Annotated in this window: 18 protein-coding genes; 5 read left to right on the top strand and 13 right to left on the bottom strand. The window is 74.3% G+C overall.

Features of this window, described 5'->3' with window-relative positions; genetic code table 11:
- Both ABZ493_RS01700 and ABZ493_RS01705 read left to right on the top strand, forming a co-directional pair.
- Entirely contained in the window at positions 1-1395 is a 1395-nt protein-coding gene (locus tag ABZ493_RS01700) for a HAMP domain-containing sensor histidine kinase (protein WP_430580443.1), read from the top strand.
- Positions 1392-2366 carry a TAXI family TRAP transporter solute-binding subunit gene (locus tag ABZ493_RS01705; protein WP_430580444.1) on the top strand — a complete coding sequence of 325 codons (975 nt, stop codon included), beginning with the start codon at positions 1392-1394 and terminating at the stop codon, positions 2364-2366. Before ABZ493_RS01700 ends, ABZ493_RS01705 begins: the two co-directional genes overlap by 4 nt.
- Here ABZ493_RS01705 and ABZ493_RS01710 read toward each other — a convergent pair.
- Positions 2305-2805, bottom strand: a complete 501-nt coding sequence (locus tag ABZ493_RS01710) for a MarR family transcriptional regulator (RefSeq protein ID WP_430580445.1) — start codon at positions 2803-2805, stop codon at positions 2305-2307. The genes ABZ493_RS01705 and ABZ493_RS01710 overlap by 62 nt on opposite strands.
- 105 nt (positions 2806-2910) lie before the next feature.
- Between ABZ493_RS01710 and ABZ493_RS01715 the strand changes: the two genes are divergently transcribed.
- A complete protein-coding gene (locus ABZ493_RS01715; protein ID WP_430580446.1) occupies positions 2911-3843 on the top strand; it encodes an LLM class flavin-dependent oxidoreductase in 933 nt (310 codons plus the stop codon).
- Between the two features lie 9 nt (positions 3844-3852).
- Here ABZ493_RS01715 and galE read toward each other — a convergent pair whose 3' ends face one another.
- From galE to ABZ493_RS01730, 3 genes are all read right to left on the bottom strand, one after another.
- Positions 3853-4956 carry a UDP-glucose 4-epimerase GalE gene (gene galE / locus ABZ493_RS01720; protein ID WP_430580447.1) on the bottom strand — a complete coding sequence of 368 codons (1104 nt, stop codon included), beginning with the start codon at positions 4954-4956 and terminating at the stop codon, positions 3853-3855.
- A 90-nt stretch (positions 4957-5046) separates the two neighbouring features.
- A complete protein-coding gene (locus ABZ493_RS01725) occupies positions 5047-7245 on the bottom strand; it encodes a UvrD-helicase domain-containing protein (RefSeq protein WP_430580448.1) in 2199 nt (732 codons plus the stop codon).
- A 171-nt stretch (positions 7246-7416) separates the two neighbouring features.
- Positions 7417-8412 (bottom strand): arabinan endo-1,5-alpha-L-arabinosidase, encoded by a 996-nt coding sequence (locus ABZ493_RS01730; protein WP_430580449.1) that lies wholly within the window; start codon positions 8410-8412, stop codon positions 7417-7419.
- Between the two features lie 378 nt (positions 8413-8790).
- Between ABZ493_RS01730 and ABZ493_RS01735 the strand changes: the two genes are divergently transcribed.
- Entirely contained in the window at positions 8791-10842 is a 2052-nt protein-coding gene (locus tag ABZ493_RS01735) for a heavy metal translocating P-type ATPase (RefSeq protein WP_430580494.1), read from the top strand.
- A 71-nt stretch (positions 10843-10913) separates the two neighbouring features.
- Here the strand turns inward: ABZ493_RS01735 and ABZ493_RS01740 are convergent, their stop codons facing one another.
- From ABZ493_RS01740 to ABZ493_RS01755, 4 genes are all read right to left on the bottom strand, one after another.
- Positions 10914-13538, bottom strand: a complete 2625-nt coding sequence (locus ABZ493_RS01740; protein ID WP_430580450.1) for a polysaccharide lyase family protein — start codon at positions 13536-13538, stop codon at positions 10914-10916.
- A gap of 67 nt (positions 13539-13605) precedes the next feature.
- Entirely contained in the window at positions 13606-14016 is a 411-nt protein-coding gene (locus ABZ493_RS01745) for a RidA family protein (protein WP_430580451.1), read from the bottom strand.
- Entirely contained in the window at positions 14013-15284 is a 1272-nt protein-coding gene (locus ABZ493_RS01750) for an MFS transporter (protein WP_430580452.1), read from the bottom strand. The genes ABZ493_RS01745 and ABZ493_RS01750 overlap by 4 nt, the downstream gene beginning before the upstream one ends.
- A 55-nt stretch (positions 15285-15339) precedes the next feature.
- The gene (locus ABZ493_RS01755; protein ID WP_430580453.1) at positions 15340-16884 is read right to left on the bottom strand and encodes an alpha-L-arabinofuranosidase C-terminal domain-containing protein; all 1545 of its coding nucleotides are present in this window, start codon (positions 16882-16884) and stop codon (positions 15340-15342) included.
- A 76-nt stretch (positions 16885-16960) separates the two neighbouring features.
- Between ABZ493_RS01755 and ABZ493_RS01760 the strand changes: the two genes are divergently transcribed.
- Positions 16961-17929, top strand: a complete 969-nt coding sequence (locus ABZ493_RS01760; protein ID WP_430580454.1) for an alpha/beta hydrolase — start codon at positions 16961-16963, stop codon at positions 17927-17929.
- A gap of 46 nt (positions 17930-17975) precedes the next feature.
- Here ABZ493_RS01760 and ABZ493_RS01765 read toward each other — a convergent pair whose 3' ends face one another.
- From ABZ493_RS01765 to ABZ493_RS01785, 5 genes are read right to left on the bottom strand one after another with little or no spacing between them, the layout of a single operon-like run.
- Positions 17976-18266, bottom strand: coding sequence for a DUF1905 domain-containing protein (locus ABZ493_RS01765; protein ID WP_430580455.1), 291 nt, complete (start codon positions 18264-18266; stop codon positions 17976-17978).
- Positions 18267-18297: 31 nt separating this feature from the next.
- On the bottom strand, positions 18298-19899 hold the full coding sequence (locus ABZ493_RS01770; RefSeq protein WP_430580456.1) for an alpha-amylase family glycosyl hydrolase: 1602 nt from the start codon (positions 19897-19899) through the stop codon (positions 18298-18300).
- A gap of 33 nt (positions 19900-19932) precedes the next feature.
- The gene (locus tag ABZ493_RS01775) at positions 19933-20682 is read right to left on the bottom strand and encodes a VIT family protein (RefSeq protein ID WP_430580457.1); all 750 of its coding nucleotides are present in this window, start codon (positions 20680-20682) and stop codon (positions 19933-19935) included.
- A 44-nt stretch (positions 20683-20726) separates the two neighbouring features.
- Positions 20727-21644, bottom strand: coding sequence for a cation diffusion facilitator family transporter (locus tag ABZ493_RS01780; protein ID WP_430580458.1), 918 nt, complete (start codon positions 21642-21644; stop codon positions 20727-20729).
- The gene (locus ABZ493_RS01785; protein ID WP_430580459.1) at positions 21641-22015 is read right to left on the bottom strand and encodes a metalloregulator ArsR/SmtB family transcription factor; all 375 of its coding nucleotides are present in this window, start codon (positions 22013-22015) and stop codon (positions 21641-21643) included. Before ABZ493_RS01785 ends, ABZ493_RS01780 begins: the two co-directional genes overlap by 4 nt.
- Between the last annotated feature and the right edge of the window lie 130 nt (positions 22016-22145).

Below are 22145 nucleotides of genomic sequence, written 5' to 3' on the forward strand. Positions count from 1 at the left end.
ATGCGGACCCGCCTGGCCATCATCCTGTTCGTGCCCTGCCTGCTGGTGCTGGCGCTGCTCGGCGCCGCGTACGCGGGCAACGTCGCGCGCGCGAACCAGCAGGAGGTCTACCTCGACCGGCTCGCCGACGCCGGCTACCTCGTGATCACGGCCCGGCAGTCGCTGACGGTCGACGACCCGACCATCGTGCAGGGCGACCTGGACCGCTATCGCGAGGTGTACGGGGTGGCGGCGGCCGTCGTCGACCAGTCGGGCGCCACGTGGGCCACGAACGGGCTCGACCCGGAGGCGGTGGACGAGCGGCAGGCGGCGCTCGCGGGCCGCCGCGGCGAGGCGGACCTCAGCACGCTGCCGTGGGAGGCCGACCGGGTGGTCGTGGCCGAGCCGGTGTACGACGGTGGCGACCTCGTGGGCGCCGTCGTCACCGTGTCCGACGCGGAGGAGATCTCCCGCAGCATCTGGTCGAGCTGGGGCATCCTCGTCGCCGCGGGCCTGGCGATGTGCGTGCTGGCCGTCGTCATCGCGCACCGCACCGCGGGCTGGGTGCTGCGGCCGGTGCGCGCCGTCGACACCGCGATGGTCGAGATCGGGCGCGGCCGGCTCGACGCCCGCATCCCGCCGTCGACCGGCCCGCCCGAGCTGCGCGAGGTGATCACCCGGTTCAACGCGATGGCCGCCCAGGTGGAGCACTCCATGCACCGGCAGCAGGAGTTCGTCTCGAACGCGTCGCACGAGCTGCGCAACCCCCTCAACGCGCTGATGCTGCGGGTCGAGGACCTGGCGCTGTCGACGCCGCCCGAGCACGCCACCGAGGTGGCCCACGTCCGCGCCGAGGCGGTGCGCATGGCGCACATCCTCGACGCCCTGCTGCTCCTGGCCGACGACGCGAACCTGGCCGCGGGCGCGCACCCGCTGGACGTCGCCGACCTGGTCGCCCGGCGCGTGGACAGCTGGCGCCTCCTCGCCGTCGGGCGGGAGCTCACCTTCACCGCCCCCGACGACGCCGCGTGGGCCGAGCTGAACCCGATCGCGCTCGAGTGCGCGGTCGACGCCGTCCTCGACAACGCGGTGAAGTTCTCGCCCGACGGCGGCCGCGTCGACGTGACGGTCGCCGCCCGCCCCGGCGGCGACATCGACGTGATGGTGCGCGACCACGGCGCGGGCGTGCCGCCCGAGGAGCTGGACCGCCTCGCCGAGAGGTTCTGGCGCTCGCCCGGCCACAGCACGGTCCGCGGCTCCGGGCTGGGCCTCGCCATCGCGTCCGAGCTGCTCGCCACGGGCGGCGGGGGGCTGCGCCTCGGCCTGCCCGACGGCGGCGGCCTGGAGGTGCGGCTGCGGGTGCCCGCGGTCGCGGTGGGCGTGCCCGTCGCCGGACCGGCGGAGGTGGTCTCGTGAGGGCCGGCCGCCTGACGGCCGGGCTGGCCGCAGTGCTGCTGGCTCTGCCGGCGCTCGCCGGGTGCGTGGGCGACGACGCCGCCGGGGACCCGTGGGACGGGCAGCGGCCAGCCGCGCTCACCGTGGCCACCGGAGGCTCGACCGGCATCTACCACGCGTACGGGACGGCGCTGGCGCAGGTGATCGAGGACCGCTACGACCTGCCTGTCGACGTCGCCGAGTCCGGCGGGTCGGTGGAGAACCTGGAGAGCCTCGACGCGGGGGCGGCGCAGGTGGCGTTCAGCGCCGCGGACGCCGCCCGGGACGCCGTGGCGGGGGACGGCGAGTTCGACGAGCCGCTCCAGGTGCGTGCGCTGGCCCGCGTGTACGACGACTTCCTGCACCTCGTGGTCCCGGCCGACTCCGACGTGCGCACCATCGACGACCTCCGGGGCAAGGACGTCTCCCTCGGGGCGCCGCAGTCCGGCACGGCCCTCATCGCCCACCGGCTGCTCGCGGCGGCCGACGTCCCCGCCGCCGACCTCACCGACGCCCGCCTCGGCCTCGACGACTCGCTCGAGGCGCTGCGCGCGGGTGAGATCGACGCGTTCTTCTGGTCCGGCGGTCTGCGCACCCCGGGCCTGACGGCGCTCGCCGACGAGGTGCCCGTGCGCCTGGTGCCCCTGGGGGACTTGGTCGAGGAGGTGCGCTCCCGGTACGGCTCCGGCTACCGGCACGGCATCGTGCCCGAGGGGATGTACGGGTCGTCGCAGGTGGTCGAGACGCTCGCGGTGCCGAACTTCCTCATGGTGCGCGCCGACATGCCCGAGGCCGAGGCCCGCACGCTGGTGTCCACCCTGTTCGACGCGCGGGCGCAGATCGCCGCCCAGGTGCCGTCGGCGGCGAACCTCGACCGGGTGCGGGCGATCTTCACCGACCCGGTCGAGCTGCACCCGGGCGCGCTGCGGTACTACCGCGAGACGAAGGACTGACGTCCGCGGGCGCCGTCACGAGGGACTGCAGGGCTTGGACCCATCGCGCAGCCTCCGGTCCGAGCGGAGCGAGGAAACGTCGTTCCAGCTCATGGCGGGCGGCTTCCGCGTTCTGGAGGCGCGTCCGCCCGGACGGCGTCAGATGCACGATGTTCTTGCGGCGATCCTGAGCGCTGCGCCGCCTCTCCACGAGTCCCTTGCCCTCCAGCACATCGACGAGCGCCACCATGGTCGTGCGGTCGACCCCCAGCAGGCCGGCGACCTCGAGCTGGGACAGCGCGTCGTGCGCGTCGACGAGAGCGAGCACGGCGAGCTCGCGCCCGTCGATCTCGAACGGTGCCAAGGCCTCCGCGGACTCCTCGCCGAGCCGGAGGTAGGCGTGCTTGAGCAGATATCCGAGGCGCGACGAGAGCGCCTCGGGTGGCGCAGGAACGGTCATGCCCCCAGGGTAGAAGAGCGGATCATCAGGCAGCCTGACGATCCGGTACGATGACGATCGATCGATCAGGGTGACCGACGTCGAGACCCGAGAGGCGTGTGAGCCATGTCCGACCAGCCCCGCTCTGCCGTCACGTTCGGCATCAAGACCACACCGATGCGCGTGACCTACGACGACGTCCTCCGCGTCTGGCTCGAGGCCGACGAGCTGACCGAGATCTCGGACGCCTGGCTGTGGGACCACCTTCTGCCGCTCGGCGGCCCGAGCGACGGCGTGGTCCTCGAGGGGTGGACGCTGCTGAGCGCCCTCGCCGCGAGGACGCAGCGGCTGCGGCTCGGCCTGCTCGTCACGAGCAACCGGATCCGGCCGCCCGCGGTTCTCGGCAAGATCGCCACGACGGTCGACGTGATCTCCCGTGGGCGCCTGGTCATGGGCCTTGGCGTGGGTGGCACGGTGCAGCCACCTGGCGCCGGCGGTGTCGTCGGCGAGAATCCCGCGGTGGCGGAGTTCGCGGCCTACGGGCTGCCGCTCGTGTCGCCGACGGAAGGCGTGGCGCGCCTCGAGGAGACGATCTCCATCCTCAAGCGCATGTGGACGGAGGACACCTTCGACTTCCACGGGCGTTACACGACCTTGATCGGGAACCGCAACGAGCCGAAGCCCGTCCAGCGGCCGGGGCCTCCCCTGTTGATCGGAGGATGGGGGCCGAGGGTGCTCCGGCTGGTCGCCCAGGAGGCCGACATCTGGAACGTCCCGGGACCGCCGCACCGTTCGGCGGAGTTCGTCGCCGAGCGCAACCACCTGCTGGACGAGTACTGCGCCGCGATCGGTCGCGACCCGGGGACGCTCGTCCGCTCCGTCCAGTACATCGTCTCCTACGACGACCCGGCGGGAGACCGCGCGGCCGTCCTGGAGCTCGTCGCCGCCGGGGTGACCCACGTGGTGCTGAGCCTCCGGAGCCCGTATCCGGAGGGCGTGGCGAGTCGCATGGTCCGGGACGTCATCACCCCCGTGCTCACGGAGATCGGAGCGTCGTGACGCCGCGTCCTACCAGGTCGAGGCGGCAGGGACGGCGGAGACGAGCCGCAGCCGGTGGCCCACGCCGCCGCGCCACGGGGCGGACGGCGCGAGGGACGTCGGGTACCCGGTGGGGTTGCGCTGGTGCCAGCGCCACAGGTCGAGGCAGATGTCCTCGATGCCGCGGGACGCGACCCAGCCGAGCTCGGCCTCGGCGCGGGCCGGGTCGGCGTACGACACGGCGACGTCCCCCTCCCGGCGCGCCGCCACGCGGTACGGCACGGTGCGGCCGGTGGCGGCCTCGAACGCGTGGACCAGCTCGAGGACGCTGGTGGGGCGGCCGCTGCCGAGGTTCCAGGTGGACAGCTGCTCCTCGGCGTCGCCGAGCGCCGCCAGCGCCGCGACGTGCCCGGCCGCGAGGTCGTCCACGTGCACGTAGTCGCGCATGGCCGTGCCGTCGGGGGTCGGGTGGTCGACGCCGTGCACCTCGAGGCCGTCGCGCAGCCCGGCGGCGGCCTCCGCCACGGCGGTGAGCAGGCTCGCCGACGCCCCGGTGCGGTCGGGCCCGAGGGAGCCCGAGGGGTGCGCGCCCGCCGCGGAGAAGTGCCGCACGACGCCCACCCGCAGGGCGGGGCCGGCGTCGGCCACGACGTCGCGCAGGATCTGCTCGTTCATCGCGTGGCTGCGGCCGACCGGGCCGGTGGGCGCGAGCGGCGCGTCCTCCGCGTGGGGCAGGTCGCGGCCCTCGCCGTACACGGCGGCCGACGACGACACGACCAGGCGGTCGACGCCGTACCAGGCCATGCAGCGCAGCAGGGTGAAGGTTGTGCCGAGGTTGGTCTCGTAGCTGTCGAGGGGGCGCACGCCGCGGGCGCTCGGGCTCTTGATGCCGGCGAGGTGCAGCACGGCGTCGAAGCCCTCGGTGTCGAAGAGGCGCTCGAGGGAGTCGATGTCGGCACCGTCGAAGACGTGCACCGGCACGGGCCGGCCCGCCAGGATCTCGACCCGCTCCAGCGCAGCGGGGGCGCCGCGGGAGAAGTCGTCCACCACCACGACGTGGTGCCCGGCCTCCAGCAGCCGGAGCACCGTGTGGGACCCGACGTACCCGGCGCCTCCGGTCACCAGGACGCGCATGGGAATTCCTCGCTTCACAGCTCACGGCGGTTGATCTCGCACGTCATCCTGGTGGCCGGCCCCGGCGCCCCGCAGGCGATTTGAGGAAGGTCAGAGGGTGCGGACCGTCGTCCCACCGGCCCGAACGACCACCTGGGCGAGCTCCTGGGTGCACCGGGTGAGGGCCACGTAGAGCCCGTTCCAGCCGCGCGGCTCGGCGGCGATGCCGTCGGGGTCGACGACGACGGCGGCGTCCCACTCGAGGCCCTTCGCGTCGGTCGCGGTGAGCGCGGGCACGTCGTCGGGCAGGGCGCGGCGCAGCGCGGCGAGCCGGGCCGCGGGGGCGACGACGCCGACCGTGCCGCCGTCGTACCGCCCGGCCATCCCGGCGACGGCGTCGGCGGCGACGCCCGGCCAGGTGGCGTCGTCGGCCTCGGCACGCCACGGCGCGATCGGTGCGGACCGGACGGCGCGCGGCGGGGCGTTGCGGCTGCCCGCGCGGCGCAGCACGGGGACGGTGAGCTCCATGACCTCCCGCGGCGTGCGGTAGCAGATCGTCAGGTCGGCGCGCCGCCAGCGGTCGCCGAGCGCGTCGCCCACGGCCTCGCTCCAGTCGGTCTGGCGGTGCGCGGACGACGCCTGGTCGATGTCGCCGACGGCGGTCACCGACCGGGTGGGGCAGCGGCGCACCACCATGTGCCACTGCATGCCGGACAGCTCCTGCGCCTCGTCCACCACCACGTGCCCGTACGTCCAGTCCCGGCGGGCGGCGGCCCGCGCGGCGACGAAGGCGCCGTCGTGGGCGTCGTCGTCGGGCCCGGACGTGTCGTCCAGGGGGTCCCCGAGCAGGTCGGCGAGGGCGTCGAGGAGCGGGACGTCGCTGCTCGCCCAGCCGTCCGCGCCGCCCGCCGGCTCGGCGACGACGCGCGCGATCTCCGCGGCGGTGAGGTCGGGGGCGTGCGCGGCCAGGAGGCCCCGGTCGTGCAGCAGGCGTGCGAGCTCGGCGGCCGGGTCGCGCCGCGGCCACCACGCCTCGAGGGTCGCGGCGACCCCGCGGTCGGCGGCGACCCGCGCGCGCAGCGCCTCGAGGTCGGCCTCGGAGAGCATCCCGTCGACGTCGGAGCCCGTCGCGCCGGTGGGCAGGGCGCGGTCGTCGTCGGCGGCGAGCCGGGCGTCGAGCTGGCCCAGCACGTCCTCGAACCCCTCCTCGGCGCGGGCGAGCAGCTCCGCCTGGCGGTCGGCGACGGCGTCGACGAGGAGGTCGTGCACGCGCTCGGTCACGCGGTCGCGGGCCCGGTGGTACGCACCGGCCCCGGCGGCGGCGCGGCGGGCCGCGGCGACCTGGGCCGCGGGCAGCACGTACTCCTCGCCGTCGAGCACGAGGGCGAGCGGGCCGTCGTCGGGCTCGAGCGACGTGACGAACCGGCGCAGCGCCGGGAGCCACGACGACCGGCCCTTGACCTCCGCGACGTCGCGCCCCTCGGCGCGCGCGGGGAGCACGCCCGGCACGAGCGAGTCGCAGGTGGCGGAGACGACCGCCGTCTCCCCGAGCGCCGGGAGCACCTGGGCGATGTAGTCGAGGAAGCGCGTCGACGGCCCCAGCACGAGCACGCCCCGCTCCGCCAGGTGCGGCTGCGCGAACAGCAGGTACGCGACGCGGTGCAGCGCCACCACGGTCTTGCCGGTGCCCGGCCCGCCCTGCACCACCAGGGGCGTGCGGGCGTCGGCGCGCACGACGTCGTCCTGCTCGCGCTGCAGGGTCGCGACGGCGGTGCCCATCCGCCCGGTGCGCCGCTCGTCGAGCGCGGCGAGCAGCGCCCCCTCGCCGACGAGGCCCGAGTCGTCGAGGCCGCCGTCGAGCGGCTCGTCGTCGACGCCGACGACCTCCGGCCCGCGGGTGCGCACGTGCCGCCGGCGGCGCACTCCCTGCGGGTCCACCGGCGTCGCCGTGTAGAACGGCCGCGCGGCGGCGGCGCGCCAGTCCACGACGAGCGGCTCGTCGTCCTCGGTGGCGCCGGGCAGCCCGACGCGGCCGAGCCGCCGCACCGAGCCGTCGTCGCCGTCGAGCCGGCCGAAGACCAGGCCGTGGTCCGCGGCCCGCAGCTCCGCGCGCCGGGCCCGCAGCCGCGCGATCCGCGCGCGGGCGGCGGCGTCCTCCGGGCGGGCCGCGGCCAGCGTGCCCTCCAGGTCCTCGAGCACCGCCGTGCGTCGCGACCATGCCGCGTCGAGGGCGGCCTGCTCCTCCTCGACCGCGCTGGTGACGACGACGGCGGTGCGGGCGGGGGAGACCTGCGGGGAGGGCTGGGGCACGGGACCTCGATTCGTACGGCGTACGGGCCCTGCCCCAACGCGCCGCCTCCCGCGATTGTTCCCGCCCGACCGTCCCTCCGTGTGCCGAACAGGCGGTTGACACCGTTACGAGGCCGTTCTTCGTCCCATAACGGTGTCAACCGCCTGTTCGGCGTCACGGTGGGGGCGGGGTCAGTAGACGTACGGCCAGCCGGCGTCGTCGTAGCCGAGCAGGTTGATGCCGAGGAACGACGCGCCCGAGTCGGCGTAGTAGTGGTACATCAGCACGTCGGCGTCGACGTCGGAGAAGACGGTCTGGTGGCCGGGCCCGTGGATCGACCCGTGCCCGGCGAGGACCTGCGTGCCGCCGCCCTGGGTCATGGGGACGCCGGCGCGGTCGACGTAGGGGCCGGTGACCGACGTCGAGCGGCCGACCATGACCCGGTAGGTGGAGTCGGCGCCCTGGCAGCAGGCGTCGAACGAGACGTACAGGTAGTAGTAGGCGCCGCGGCGGTGGATCGTGGGCGCCTCGATCGCGCCGCCCCCGCGCCCGGCGATGGAGTGGAACGCGGTGCCCGAGCGCAGGCCCGACGTCGGGTCGAGGCGGATCATCTTGATGCCCGACCAGAACGAGCCGAAGCTCAGCCACCACCGGCCGTCGTCGTCGACGACGAGCGCGGGGTCGATGGCGTTGAAGTCGTCGGAGGTGCTCGACTCCACGACCTTGCCGCGGTCCGTCCAGGTGCCCGGGTCGCCGGTCGGGCTGGTGGCCAGGAAGATCGCCGACCGGTTCACGCCGAACGACGACGCCGAGTACCAGAGGTAGTACTGGCCGTTCGCGTAGTGGATCTCCGGCGCCCACAGGTGCGTGCTGCCGCCGGTGTACGCGTCGGCCCACGGGGTGCCGCCCGGGAACGCGGCGCCCACCTCCGTCCAGCGCGTGCGGTCGGTGGACGTCTTGAGGCGGATGCCCTCGCCGGTGCTGGCGACGAGGTACGAGCCGTCGGGTCTCTTCACGACCTCGGGGTCGTGCACCCCGGTGTCGCCGGTGACGACGCCGGGCCCGGGGTAGTCGGCGGCTCCGGCGGGTGCGGTCGCGACGACGGCGGAGCCGGCCACCAGGGCGGCGGCGGTCAGGGCGGTGGTGGCGCCGGCGACGAGTCTGGTCCAGGCGGTGCGGGCGTTCATGGTGCTCCTCTTCGTCGAGGTCTCTCAGTGAGCGTTCGCGTGCCCGGGGAATCTTTCCATCGTTGTAGAGGGGTCGCAAGGGTGTGGTCGCAGGTACCCGTCGCGACGGCAGCTCGACGGGGGTCGCGGAATACCAGGGAGGGGTATATGTTTAGAGGAACCAGATACCCCATAGGGGTATACGTCGAGATCGCGAACCCGTCCGTCCGAGGCAAGGATCGAGCTGTGGACCACTCCTCTCACGACCAGCACACGGGGCATCGCCGCCCCGACCCTGCGCGCGTCCTGGAGCACGACCACGACGCGCACGCCGGCCACGACTTGACCGGCCACGACATGACGACCCACGCCGGGCACGACGCGCACGCGGGCCAGGACATGGCCGGTCACGGAGGCCATGGAGACCACGGAGGTCACGCCGGCCACGGCGATCATGTGGGCCAGTTCCGGCGGCTGTTCTGGATCATGCTGGCGCTGGCGGTGCCGACGGTCGCGCTGTCGCCGATGTTCGCGATGGTGCTCGGCTACGAGCTGCCCGACGCGGCGTGGGTCGGCTGGGTCTCCCCGGTGCTCGGCACGGTGATCTACGTGTGGGGCGGCCGGCCGTTCCTCACGGGGGCGGTGTCGGAGCTCCGAGCGCGCAAGCCCGGGATGATGCTGCTCATCGGCCTGGCGATCACGGTGGCGTTCCTCGCGTCGCTGGGCGCGAGCCTCGGCCTGCTCGACCACCAGCTCGACTTCTGGTGGGAGCTCGCGCTGCTGGTCGTCATCATGCTGCTGGGCCACTGGATCGAGATGCGCTCGCTGGCGCAGACCACCTCGGCGCTCGACTCGCTGGCGGCGCTGCTGCCGGACGAGGCGGAGCGCGTCGAGCAGGGCACGGGGGGCGAGCAGGTCGTCCCGGTGTCGCCGTCGGACCTCCGCGTGGGCGACGTGGTCCTGGTGCGCCCCGGCGGGAGCGTCCCCGCCGACGGCCGCGTGGTCGACGGCCGCGCGGAGATGGACGAGTCGATGGTCACCGGCGAGTCGCGCACGGTGGGCCGCACCGTCGGCGACGCCGTCACCGCCGGCACGGTCGCGACCGACTCGGGCCTGCGCGTCGAGGTCACCGCGACCGGCGACGACACGGCGCTCGCGGGCATCCAGCGCCTGGTCGCCGAGGCGCAGGCCTCGTCGTCGCGGGCCCAGCGCCTCGCGGACCGCGCGGCAGGCTGGCTGTTCTGGTTCGCGCTGGGCGCGGCCATCGTGACGGCGATCGCGTGGACGGCCGTCGGGATGCCCGACGACGCCGTCGTGCGGACGATCACCGTCCTCGTCATCGCCTGCCCCCACGCGCTGGGCCTGGCCATCCCGCTGGTGGTCTCCATCGCGACCGAGCGCGCGGCCCGCGGCGGCGTGCTCATCAAGGACCGGCTGGCGCTCGAGAGCATGCGCACCGTGGGCGCCGTCCTCTTCGACAAGACCGGCACGCTCACCAAGGGCGAGCCGACCGTGGCCGAGGTGGCCGTCACCGCCGACCTGGACGCCGGGCTGGATGAGAACGCCGTCCTGAGGCTGGCGGCGGCAGCCGAGGCGGACAGCGAGCACCCGCTCGCGAAGGCGATCGTCCGGGCGGCCGAGGCCCGCGGCCTCGACGTCCCGCGCGCGACGGACTTCTCGTCGTCGCCCGCCGTCGGCGTGGTCGCGACGGTCGACGGGCACGAGGTGCGCGTCGGCGGCCCGCGGCTGCTCGAGGAGCAGCGGGCCGACGAGGTCGCGGAGGCCGAGGCGTGGCGCGGCGACGGCGCGATCATCCTGCACGTGCTGCGGGACGGCGCCGTCGTCGGCGGGCTGAAGCTCGCGGACGAGGTGCGGCCCCAGGCCGCGGAGGCGGTCGAGGCGCTGCACCGGCTGGGCGTGCAGGTCGTGATGATCACGGGCGACGCCGAGGCCGTGGCCCGGTCCGTGGCGGACGAGCTCGGGATCGACCGGTACTTCGCCGGCGTGCGGCCGGAGGACAAGTCGGCGCGCGTCGCGGGGCTGCAGGCCGAGGGCAAGCGGGTCGCGATGGTCGGCGACGGCGTCAACGACGCCCCGGCGCTCGCGCAGGCCGACGTCGGCATCGCCATCGGCGCGGGCACGGACGTCGCCATCGCGTCGGCGGGCGTCGTCCTCGCCAGCGACGACCCGCGGTCGGTGCTGTCCGTGATCGAGCTCTCGCGGGCCGGCTACCGCAAGATGAAGCAGAACCTGTGGTGGGCGGCCGGCTACAACCTGCTGTCCGTGCCGCTGGCGGCGGGCGTCCTCGCGGGCGTCGGGTTCGTGCTGCCGATGTCCGTCGGGGCGCTGCTGATGTCGCTGTCCACGGTGGTGGTGGCGCTCAACGCGCAGCTGCTGCGGCGGCTGGACCTGCGGCCCGACGTCGTGTCCCGCGATGGCCTTGGCCGCTAGGACGGCGCCGAACATGCAGTTGCGCACGCTCTGGGACTCCAGAACGTGCGCAACTGCATGTTCGGCGTCGGTCAGGCGATCTCGAGCCGGACGGCGTCGTAGGCCGCCTCGTTCCACAGGTGCTCGGCGCCGGCGTTGATCTGCAGCGTGATCTCGTTGCCGGCCGGCTTGAGCAGCCCGGCGTCGAAGGCGATCTCGCGGGTGTAGTTCCGCCCGCTGCGGGCGCTGCGGTAGGTGGCGCCCTTCGCGTCCTCGGGCCCGAAGGTCCAGACGAACGGCTCCCCGTTGACCGTGATCGTGAGGTTGCTGTTCTCGGGCGGCACGGGCAGCGCGGAGCCCATGGCCCACGCCGCCAGCGCGATCGTCAGGGTGGCCTGCGCGCCCGCCGCCGGCGCGCGGTCGAGGTCGAACAGGATGCGCCACGGGCTCTCCTGCCGGGTGACGTGCAGCCGGTACGTCGTCGGCGTCGTCGACCCGCCGTCGCCGCTCACCACGAGCTCGAGGACGGTGCGCTGCGCGGACAGGGGCACGGCGAGCCCCGCCTCGGGCACGACGTCGCCCCCGATCGTCACCTGCGCGCTCCCGCGGCCCGTGGCCCGGACGACGACGGACGCCTGGTCCCACGGCAGGTCCACGGCGAAGTCGGACCGGAAGGTGCTGAAGCCGGGCACCAGGTCCGCGCCGTCGACCTCGAGACCCTCGAGCACCGGGAGTGCCGCCTCCGCGGCGAGGATCTCCACGGCGTTGATCCGGCCGTCGCCGCCGGCCAGCAGGTCGAGCCGGCCGCCGGTGACGGTCACCGTCGCGGTGTGCACGGCGTACTCGCCGCGCGCCGCGTCGAGCGCCACGGGCTCCCCGCCGGCGAACGAGATCGTCGACTTGTTCGCCGCGATGTCGTCGCCGGAGAGCACGGTGACCTCGTACTCGCCGTCGGGCAGGTCCACCGCGAAGGTGTAGCCGGACCCGACGACGAAGTCGCGCTGCAGGTCGCCGTCGGACCCGCGGTCCCGGGAGGCGACGGCGCGGTCGAGGCCGAACCCGCCGCCCGCGGCGTAGAGGGTGTTCTGCGCGACCCGCTGGTAGCCCTCGGCGACCGGGCTGGACGCGGTGCCGAAGTCGAACAGCCAGACGCCGTCGGCGTCCTCGGGCAGCACCGTGCCCTCCGGCGCCTGCACCGGGTACGACCGCTGGTACTGGATGTAGTTCCAGTCCTGCGGGCTGCTCTTCCCGACCGTGTACGTGACGCCGTCGGGGAAGTCGTCGTGGAACGACTCGAACAGGCCGTAGCGCCGGAACTCGCGGCCGTGGCGGAACTCCCGGGAGTCCCGCGTGGGCGTGCCGAGCTGGAACACCGTGCGCCCGTGGCTCGTGGGCTCCCACAGCATGCGGCCCAGCGTGACCTCCTGCGCGGCCCCGACCGCGACGTCGTCGATCACGTACTCGCCCCAGAGGCCGCCGCCGTAGACGGTGAGGCGGTAGGTGCCGGGCCGCACGTGGTCGATCGTGAACCGGCCGCCCTCCTCGACGTCGGCCCAGTAGTTGTACCCGAGCACCGAGTCCTGCATGGGGGTGGCGTTGTCGGAGAGCACGACGACGGCGCCCTCGAGGTTCGGCACGCCGGGGACGCGGACCGTGCCGCGCACGCGGGACCGCTCCGTGGAGGGCGACCAGCCCTCGATCGCGAGCCGGTCGTAGAACTCCGCGTGCCGCTCGAACCGCGCCTGGCGGGCGGCGTCGCGGCGCATCGCCCGCGGGTCGTCGCCCTTGTTGACGTAGACGAAGTACGGGCCGTACGTCTTCTGCCACGCCTGCCCGGCGGCGACACGCACCGGCGGGGCGCCGTAGTGGGTGGCCTGCGGCTCGACGAGCAGCACCGGTGTGTCGCCGGTCTGGTGCAGGATCAGGTCCTGGCGCACCGGGCCGCCGCTGAACCCCTCCAGGTTCGGCAGCGCCGCCCACATGCCGAAGCCGCCGCCGTACAGCCCGTGCAGGCTGTGGTCCTTCATGGACACGGCCCAGTCGTACTTCGTGTAGTAGCGGCGCGGGTAGGCGGAGCCGGTGCCCTCGAGGTCGTAGGTCGCGTCCATGACCATCTCGGCGCGCGAGATCTCGCCGCCCGTGGGCATGCGCGCCGCGGACTCGCGCCACCGGACGGCGTCGGCGTCGTCCTCCACCGACGCGTGCGTGAAGACGCCGCCGGCCGTGTAGAAGACGTAGCGGTGCTGGTCGGTGCGGAAGCCGTGCAGCGCGGCGGGGTGGTCGTAGCTGTAGGCGAGGTGGATCCCCGCCTCGCCGGAGCGCACGACGTGGTGCCGCACCAGCCAGCACGGCATGTCGCCGGACGGGCTGTGGTGGTACGCGACGTCGACGAAGTCCTGCTCGACCCGGACGGTGAGGTGGTTGTCCGCCGGCGGGAGCGGCAGGCCGCCGCCCTCGCGGACGGTGTTCATGTCGTAGTTGCCGCGGCCGACCAGGTTCACGCCGTCGTGGACGAGCGAGGTGGTCCGACCATTCGACTTGTCGACGGTGAGGCGGACGAGGCCGTTGTCCACGACGACGTGCGTGTCCGTCTCGACGACCTCAGGCGGACCCGAGGCGGCGGCGCGTGGGGCCGGGACCCACGGCAGCAGGGCTGTTGCAGTGATCCCGGCCAGCTTCCCGAACGTGCGCCGCGTCATTGCGGCCGATGTGGTCATGCCACGGGAAATTAGCACGATTCAATCGTCGATTGGAAGGATTCATCGGACGACTGGCGTGGCGATCTCAGGCGGAGGGCGGGAGCGCGGCGGTCAGGTCCACCTCGACGAGCTGCCCGGGGAACCCCAGCTGGGCCACCCCGAGCAGCGTGCTGGCGCTGGTGAACGCGGCGGCCAGGGGCGAGTCGAGCAGGCGCTGCCAGACCGCGGCGAGGTCGCCGCGGTCGTCACTGCGGACGTAGACGACGGACCGCACGACGTCGCCGGGCGCGGCGCCCGCGCCGTCGAGCGCCAGGAACGCGTTGGCGACGACCTGGTCGACCTGCGACGCGAGGTCGCCGGGCCCGACCAGCGTGCCCGCGGCGTCGAGCGGGCACTGCCCCGCCAGGTACGCCGTCCGTCCCGCCTCCACGACCGTGACGTGGTGGTAGCCCGGCGTCGGGTGCAGGCCGGCGGGGTCGAGGCGCGTGATCGTCATGCTCGGAGTGTCGTGGGCTCCGGCGCGTCGGTCGACGGAATTCCGTGCCGGCTCCGGCGCAGGACCACCAGGTTGAGCGCCGCCGCGGCGAGCAGCACGACGGCGGTGGCGACGAAGACGGCGCGCAGGCCGGCCTGCGCGGCGACCAGGCCGCCGAGCACGGGCCCGGCGACCTGCCCCACGTACTGCGCGGACACGCCCAGCCCCAGCACCCGGCCGACGGCGTCCGGCGGGGCGAGGTGGCGCACGGCCGCGGTGATCGACGGCAGCAGGCCCCCGAGGCTCAGGCCGAGCAGCACGCGCAGCACGCCGAGCTGCCAGACGTTCGACACGAGAGCCTGCGCCAAGGCCAGCACGCCCGCCGCCGCGAGGCAGGCGACGACCACGCGCGTGTGCCCGACCCGGTCCGCGAGCCGGCCCACCCGCGGCGCCGCGACGACGCTCCCCACGGCGGTCAGCGCGACGAGGATCCCCGCGACGCCGGCGGCGTGCGAGAGCTGGCCCAGGTCCTCGACGTAGACGGTGACGATCGGCTCGATCGACATCGTCGAGAACAGCAGCAGGCTCGACGTCGCCAGGAGCGCGACGACCGCGCCCGGGCGCTGCACCTGCGCCCACACGCCGCGGCGTGGGGCTGCCTCCGCACGGGGTGTGCGCAGGGCGGTGCGGGGCTCGCGGAGCAGGAACGTCGTGGCGAGGAACGCCAGGAAGATCACCGCGCCGCACACGACGAACGTCGGCCGGATGCCCACCCACGCGGGCACGAAGCCGCCGACCAGCGGCCCGACGACGTTGCCCGCGAGGATGCCCGACGACACCACGCCGAGCGCCCAGGCGCTGCGGTCCTTCGGCGTCTGCGCGGCGACGAGGATGGTGGCGCCGGAGGAGTAGCCGCCGAGCAGACCGACCAGCAGCCGGACCGCGACGAGCTGCTCGACGCTCTGCACGAACCCGAGCAGGGTCATCGCGACCGCCATGCCCAGGCTGGCGCGCACCAGCATGGACTTGCGGCCGAACCGGTCGCCGAGGGCGCCCCACAGCGGTGCGGTGAGCGCTGCCGTGAGGAACGTGGCCCCGTACGCGATCCCCGACCAGCGCACCACGGCGCCCGGGTCGTCCACGCCGAGCTGCCGCACGTACTCCGGCAGGAACGGCACCAGCAGCGTCATCGCGACGAGCGTGGTGAACGACCCGACCGTGCCGACCGCGAGGTTCCGCCGCCAGTAGGGATGCTCGGCGACGGGGTCCTCGACGTCAGGGCTGGTCATGCCCCAGGTCTACACCCGATGTCCGTTCGGTGGGACCATCTGTCTCGTAATGTGGTTACGCGTTCACGGTGAGGCGCACCGTCGCGAAGGCCGCCGGCGGCAGCTCGACGGTGAGGACGCCACCGTCGAGGCGCACGCCGTCGAGCGGGCACGGCGCGACGGCGTCGGGCGCGTCGAAGGTGTTGTGCGCGGCCGGGTCGTCGGCGGCGAGCACGGTGGCGACGGGGTCGCTCACCGCGTGGCCGCGCAGGTCGATCCGCACCGTGGCGCCGGCGTCGGGGTCGAGGTTGGTCAGCGACACCAGCACCGCGCCGTCCTTCGTGGACGCCGACGCCGAGACCGTCCCGACCGCCGTGCCGTCGACGTCGTGCGTGGCCCGCGGCGACCGCTCGCGCACCGGCAGGCTCGCCGCGTCGTGGTGGCCCGCGCTCATGGCGAAGGCGTGGAACGTGGGCGTCTTGATCATCTTCGCGCCGTCGGTGAGCAGCATGGACTGCAGCACGTTCACCGTCTGCGCGATGTTCGCGAGGCGCAGCCGGCGGGCGTGGTCGTGGAACGCGTCGAAGTGCACCGACGCGACCAGCGCGTCGCGCATCGCGTTCTGCTGGTACAGGAAGCCGGGGTTGGTGTCCTTCTCGACGTTCCACCAGGTGCCCCACTCGTCGAGCGCGAGCCCGAGCCTGGCCTCCGGGTCGTAGGCGTCCATCACGGCCGAGTGGCCGGCGATGATGCGGCGCACGTCGAGCGCCTTGCGCATCGTGGCCCAGTACTCGTCACGCGTGAACTCGGTGGCGGCACCCTTGTCGCCCCACGTCCCGGCGAACGTGTAGAAGTGGAACGACACCATCTGCCACAGGTCGCGCGGGTCCGCGTCGCCGAGCTTCGCGACCTGCTGCATGAGCGTCTCGGTCCACGCGTAGTCGTCGTCCGACGCGCCCGCCGCGACCCGCACCAGCTTGTTGCCGCCGTGGTCCCGCGCGTACGTCGCGTGCTGCCGCGCGAGCGACGCGAACTGGTCCGCGCGCAGGTTGCCGCCGCAGCCCCACGGCTCGTTGCCGATGCCGAAGAACGACACGCCCCACGGCTCGTCACGACCGTGCTCGCGGCGCAGGCGCGCCATCGGCGAGTCGTCGCCGCGGGTCAGGTACTCGACCCAGTCCGCGGTCTCCTGCACCGTGCCGGAGCCGACGTTCCCCGAGATGTAGGGGGCCGTGCCGAGCAGGTCGCACAGCGCCATGAACTCGTGCGTGCCGAAGGAGTTGTCCTCGACGACGTCGCCCCAGTGGGTGTTGACGATGCGCGGGCGGTCGGCCGCCGGGCCCACGCCGTCGCGCCAGTGGTACGTGTCGGCGAAGCAGCCGCCCGGCCAGCGCAGGTTGGGGATGGCCAGCTCGCGCAGCGCCTCGACGACGTCGGTGCGGATGCCGCCGACGTTCGGGATGTCGGAGTCCTCGCCCACCCAGAAACCCTCGTAGATGCACCGGCCGAGGTGCTCGGCGAAGTGCCCGTACAGGTGGCGGCTGATCGTGGGGCCGGGGACGTCGAGGTCGACGACGGCGTCGAGGGCGAGGTCGGGCGTGGTCGTGGACAGGTCGGTCACGGGGGAGATCCTCCAACGTTGCAGGTGGCGGTCAGACGATACCCGCGGCGCCCCGCGCGGGTGTCAGACTCTTCGCGTGCCGAACACCCCGGATCCCGCCCCCGCCCCCTCCTGGCTGCGCGTGACGACGCTTGTCGTCGCGGCCGCCGCCGTCGCTGTCGTCGTGTGGGCGTGCGCCACGGCGTGGGGCGTCGTCGTGCACGGCCACCCCGCGTACGCGGTGCTGCTGGTACTGACCCTCGCGGGGGCGGTCGTCGCGGGGGTGCGGGCGCTGCGCCGTCGTTCGTCGCGGCCCGGCTGGCGTCGCGTGGTGCGCGTGGTGCTCCTCGTCGGCGGGGCGGCGTGGGTCGTGCTGATCGCGTGGCTGCGCCCGTTCGGCGCGGTCGAGCCGGCGCTCGCGGCGATGCGCTCGGACGACGCGGTGACGGTCACCGACGGCGCCACCCGGTACGTCCTCGCGCCCGCGGACGGCGGCGACGGCACGGCGGTCTTCTTCCAGCCCGGCGCGCGGGTCGACGCCCGCGCGTACGCGGCGGTGCTGCGGCCGCTGGCCGAGGCCGGGCACACCGTCGTCGTGGCGAAGCAGCCGCTCGGCATCGCGTTCCTCGCCATGGGCGCGTTCGACGACGCCCGCTCGGCGGTGGACGCGGACCGCTGGGTGGTGGGCGGTCACTCGCTGGGCGGCACCGTCGCGGCCATGGAGGCGGACGCCTCCGACGGCCCTGCCGACGACGCCGAGGCGCCCGCGGCCGGTCTGCTGCTGTTCGCCTCCTACCCGGCGGGCGACGTGAGCCGCACGCTGACCGCCGCCGTCGAGTCCGTCTCGGGCAGCGAGGACGGCCTCGCCACCCCGGCGAAGATCGACGCCTCGCGCGCCGACCTGCCCGCCGACGCCGCGTTCACCGTCGTCGAGGGCGGGGTGCACGCGTACTTCGGCGACTACGGTCCGCAGCCCGGCGACGGCACCCCGACGATCTCCCACGACGACGCCCGTGCGCAGATCTCCGACGCCGCCGTCGCGTTCGTCGACGGCCTCGCGCGGTAGCCGCGAGGGACTACCTCGGCGAGATCTGGACTACCTCGTGCCGGGGTCACACCCCGTCCAGGGTGAGGTGCACGACCACCTCGTCGCCGTCGTCCACGCCCTCGGGCCGGCGCACGGCGTCCTTGAGCGGCACCAGGTAGCCGCCGTCCTTGGGGAACAGGGACGTGGTGAAGGTCGTCGCGCCGAGGCGACCGGTCACGGGGACGACGCCCCAGCCATAGGTGACCAGCGGCGCGACGGCGGCGATCCGCTCCGCCTCCGCGTCGGGAACGGCCACGTAGTAGTACGGGGCCGGGCCGCGCCACTGGAACACCTCGCCGCGTACCTCGAGCTCCATGCGCCCAGGGTGCTGCGACCCCCTGACACGCTCACGCGAGGTCGAGTACGGCGTACCCGTGCCCGTCGAGGTGCACGACGTCGCCGTCCCTGCTCAGCCCGCCCGTCTCGATCTCGCGGGCCGCGCCGGCTCCGGGCACCGCGATCGACACGGCCGCGCGGCCCGGGTTGAGCACGACGGCGAGCGTGCCGCCGCGCAGGTAGGCGAACGGGTAGCCGGTGGCGAGCACCCCGACGTCGGCGGCGGCGTCGAGCCGCGGGTCCGCGGTGCGCAGGTGCGCGAGCCGCCGCACCAGGTGCAGCAGCGAGCCCTCGTCGTCGAGCTGCGCGGCCACGGTGGGCCGGTCGGGGTCCGGGTCCTGCGGCAGGTACCGGGACTCCGCGACGTCGGGGCCGAGACGCCCGGCCGGGATGTCGCCCCACTGCATCGGGGTGCGCGAGCAGGCCCGGTCGTAGGTCGGGTTGAGCCGGGAGCCCTCGAGCGTGGGGGTGTCGGGGACGAAGCGCATGCCGATCTCGTCGCCGTAGTAGACCGACGGCATCGACGGCCAGGTCAGGGTGAGGACGAGCGCCGCGCGTGCCTGCTCGGCGTCGCGCGCCCCGGCCACGAGCCGCGTGAAGTCGTGGTTCGACGTCGGCAGGCCGGTGAGCCCGCCGCGCCCGGCGGCCGCGATCGCGCCGGTCGCCTCCTCCCAGGCGCGGACGAACGTGCCCGCGTCGCCCCGCGCCTCGGCGTCGGCCCAGCTGGGCACCTCGCCCCACGACGGCTGCACCGTGCCGGCGCCGTTGTTCCACAGCGAGCGCAGCGGCAGGCCGTCGTCGTCGCCCCCGAACTGGAGGAAGAAGTCGGCGTGGAAGCCGGACGGCACGGAGACGCGCGGGTCGCCCCACTCGCTGATCAGCACGCGGCCGGGGTAGGCGGCGTCGAGCCAGGCGCGGTTCTCGCGCCACAGGCGTCCGGTCTCGACCAGGCCCGGGTCGTCCTTGACGAGCGACGCCGCCATGTCGACGCGGAACCCCGCGACGCCCAGGTCGAACCAGTGCGCCATGATCTCGCGCAGCGCGGCGCGGTTCGCCTGCGGGCCTGCGGCGTCGACGCTGCTGCGCCACGGTTCGTCGGGGTGCTGGCGTGCGAACCCGAAGTTCAGCGCCGGCTGCACGGGGAAGAAGTTGGGCAGGAAGAACCCGCCGCGGCGGCCCGGGCCGGGCTCGAAGCCGTCGACGGGGACGTCGCTCCACACGTACCGGTCGTCGTCCGGGTCGTCCGCGGAGGCGGTGAACCACGGGTGCTGGTCGGAGGTGTGCCCGGCGACGAGGTCGAGCAGCACGGCGATGCCGCGGCGCCCGGCCTCCTCGGCGAGCTCCGCCAGGTCTTCGTTGGTGCCGTAGCGCGGTGCGATGGTCAGGAAGTCCGCGACGTCGTACCCGGCGTCGGCGAACGGGGACACGAAGCACGGGTCGAGCCAGACGGCCCCCACGCCCAGCCATTCCAGGTAGTCGAGCCGGGCGGTGATCCCGGCGAGGTCGCCGATCCCGTCGCCGTTCGTGTCGGCGAAGCTCTGCGGGTACAGCTGGTACAGCACGGTGCGCCCGAGGCGCGGGGCGAGGTCGGTGGCGGCGTGCGAGGTCGGCAACGGGGACTCCTGGGTGAGGGGCGGAGGACAGGGTCAGACGACACCGGTGGTGCCGAGCAGCGATCCGAGTCCGAAGGTGACGCCGAGCGCCAGCGCGCCCCCGACGACGACGCGCGTGACGGACCTGGTGCGCGACGACCCGCCGATCCACGCGGCGATCGAGCCGGCCGTGCCGAGGGCGGCGAGCACGACGACGAACGTGCCGGCGATCTTCCACGGCTCCGGGACGAACAGCACGGCCAGCATGGGCAGCACGCCGCCGCACAGGAACGCGAGCAGCGACGCCCACGCGGCGTGCCAGGGGCTGACGACGTCGTCGGGGTCGATGTTGAGCTCCGCGGACAGGTGCGCGCCGAGCGCGTCGTGGTGGGTGAGCTCGGTCGCGACCTGGCGGGCGGTGCCCTCGCTGAGGCCTTGCCCACGGTAGAGGCCGACGAGCTCGTCGAACTCCTCGTCCGGCATGGTCGCGAGCTCGTGCTTCTCCTTGGCGATGAGCGCCTTCTCGCTGTCCGACTGGCTGGACACCGACACGTACTCGCCCAGCGCCATCGAGATCGCGCCACCCACCAGGGCCGCGAGCCCCGCCGTGAGGACCGGCGCCCGCTCCGGCGTCGCGCCGGCGACGCCCACGACGACGGCCGCGACGGAGACGATGCCGTCGTTCGCGCCCAGCACGCCCGCCCGCAGCCAGTTCAGCCGCTGGGCCAGGCCGCTCGCGTGCGGCTCGCCTGGGTGCGGCTCGCCGGAGTGGGCGGTCGGGGTGGCATCGGGGCTGCTGGACATGTGCCCAGCACAGCATCGGGCACGGAGCTCCGCGAGCCCGCAGGTCAGGCGTGCGTGGGGTGCTCGTGCTCCGGGTGGGTGTCCGGCTCCACCTGGAACGTGGAGTGCTCGACGGCGACGTCGAAGTGGGTGGCCACGCACTCCTGCAGCTCGTCGAGGATGCGGCCGGCGTGCCCGTCGGTGAAGCAGCCCGAGTCGACCACGACGTGCGCCGACAGGATCGGCAGGCCCGTGGCGATGAGGGAGGCGTGCACGTCGTGCACGTCGCGCACGTGCTCGACGCGCAGCAGGTGTGCGCGCACCTCCTCGAGGTCCAGCCCCGGCGGGGCGGACTCCAGCAGCACCGACAGCGCGGCGCGCAGCAGCTTCACCGCGCGCGGCAGGATGAGCGCCCCGATGAGCACCGCGGCGACGGCATCGGCCTGCTGCCAGCCGGTGGTGGCGATGACGATCGCGGCGACGATGACGCCCACCGAGCCGAGCGCGTCGTTGACCACCTCGAGGAACGCCGCGCGCAGGTTGAGGTTGGCGTCCCGGCGTCCGGCGAGCACCGCCATCGACGCCAGGTTGCCGACGAGTCCGATGACGCCGAAGACGACGAGCTGGGTGGACGGGATCTCCGGCGGTTCGGCGAGCCGCAGCACGGCCTCGACGAGCACGTACACGCCGACGACGAGGAGCACGGCCGCCTGCGCGAGCGCGGCCAGGACCTCGGCCCGCCGGTAGCCCCAGGTGCGCTGCGGCGACGCCGGTCGCAGCGACAGGTGCGCGGCGAACAGGGCGAGCGCCAGCCCGCCCGCGTCCGTGAGCATGTGCGCCGTGTCGACCAGCAGTGCGAGGCTGCCGGTGAGCAGCGCCCCCACGGCCTGGGCGACGAGGATCGCGGCCGTGATGCCGAACGCGACCGCGAGCCGGCCCCGGTGGTCGGCGGCGCCGTGCGCGTGGGAGTGGTCGTGGCTCACGCGGCGTCCTCCGCGCCGGTGGGGCCGTGGGGCGCGCCCGGCGTGGCGCAGGTGCAGTCCGGCCCGCAGCAGTCCGGGTCGACGACGAGCGCCAGCCGCAGCATGTCGCCGAGCGCGTGCGCGAGGTGCGGGTCGGACAGCCGGTACTCGGTGCGGCGCCCGTCCTGGCGCCCCACGACCAGGCCGCAGCCGCGCAGGCACGCGAGCTGGTTGCTCATCACCTGCTTGGAGACGCCCAGCGTCGCGGCCAGGTCGGACGGGTAGGCGGGCGCGTCGCGCAGCACGAGCAGGATGCGCGTCCGGGTGCCGTCCGACAGTGCGTGCCCGAGCCGCGCCAGCGCGGCGGTGTGCGTGAGCGTCACGGTCTCCATGGGCGCGACGGTACAGGTCTTCGTGTACCCCAGCCAGACTGCCGCCGGACGAGGTGCCGAACAGGCAGTTGTGCACCTTCCGAGGCGTCAGAAGGTGCACAACTGCCTGTTCGGCGGTGCTCGGGTGGGT

It is taken from the genome of Isoptericola sp. NPDC019482 (assembly GCF_040632295.1).
In the GTDB taxonomy this organism is placed as follows: domain Bacteria; phylum Actinomycetota; class Actinomycetes; order Actinomycetales; family Cellulomonadaceae; genus Isoptericola.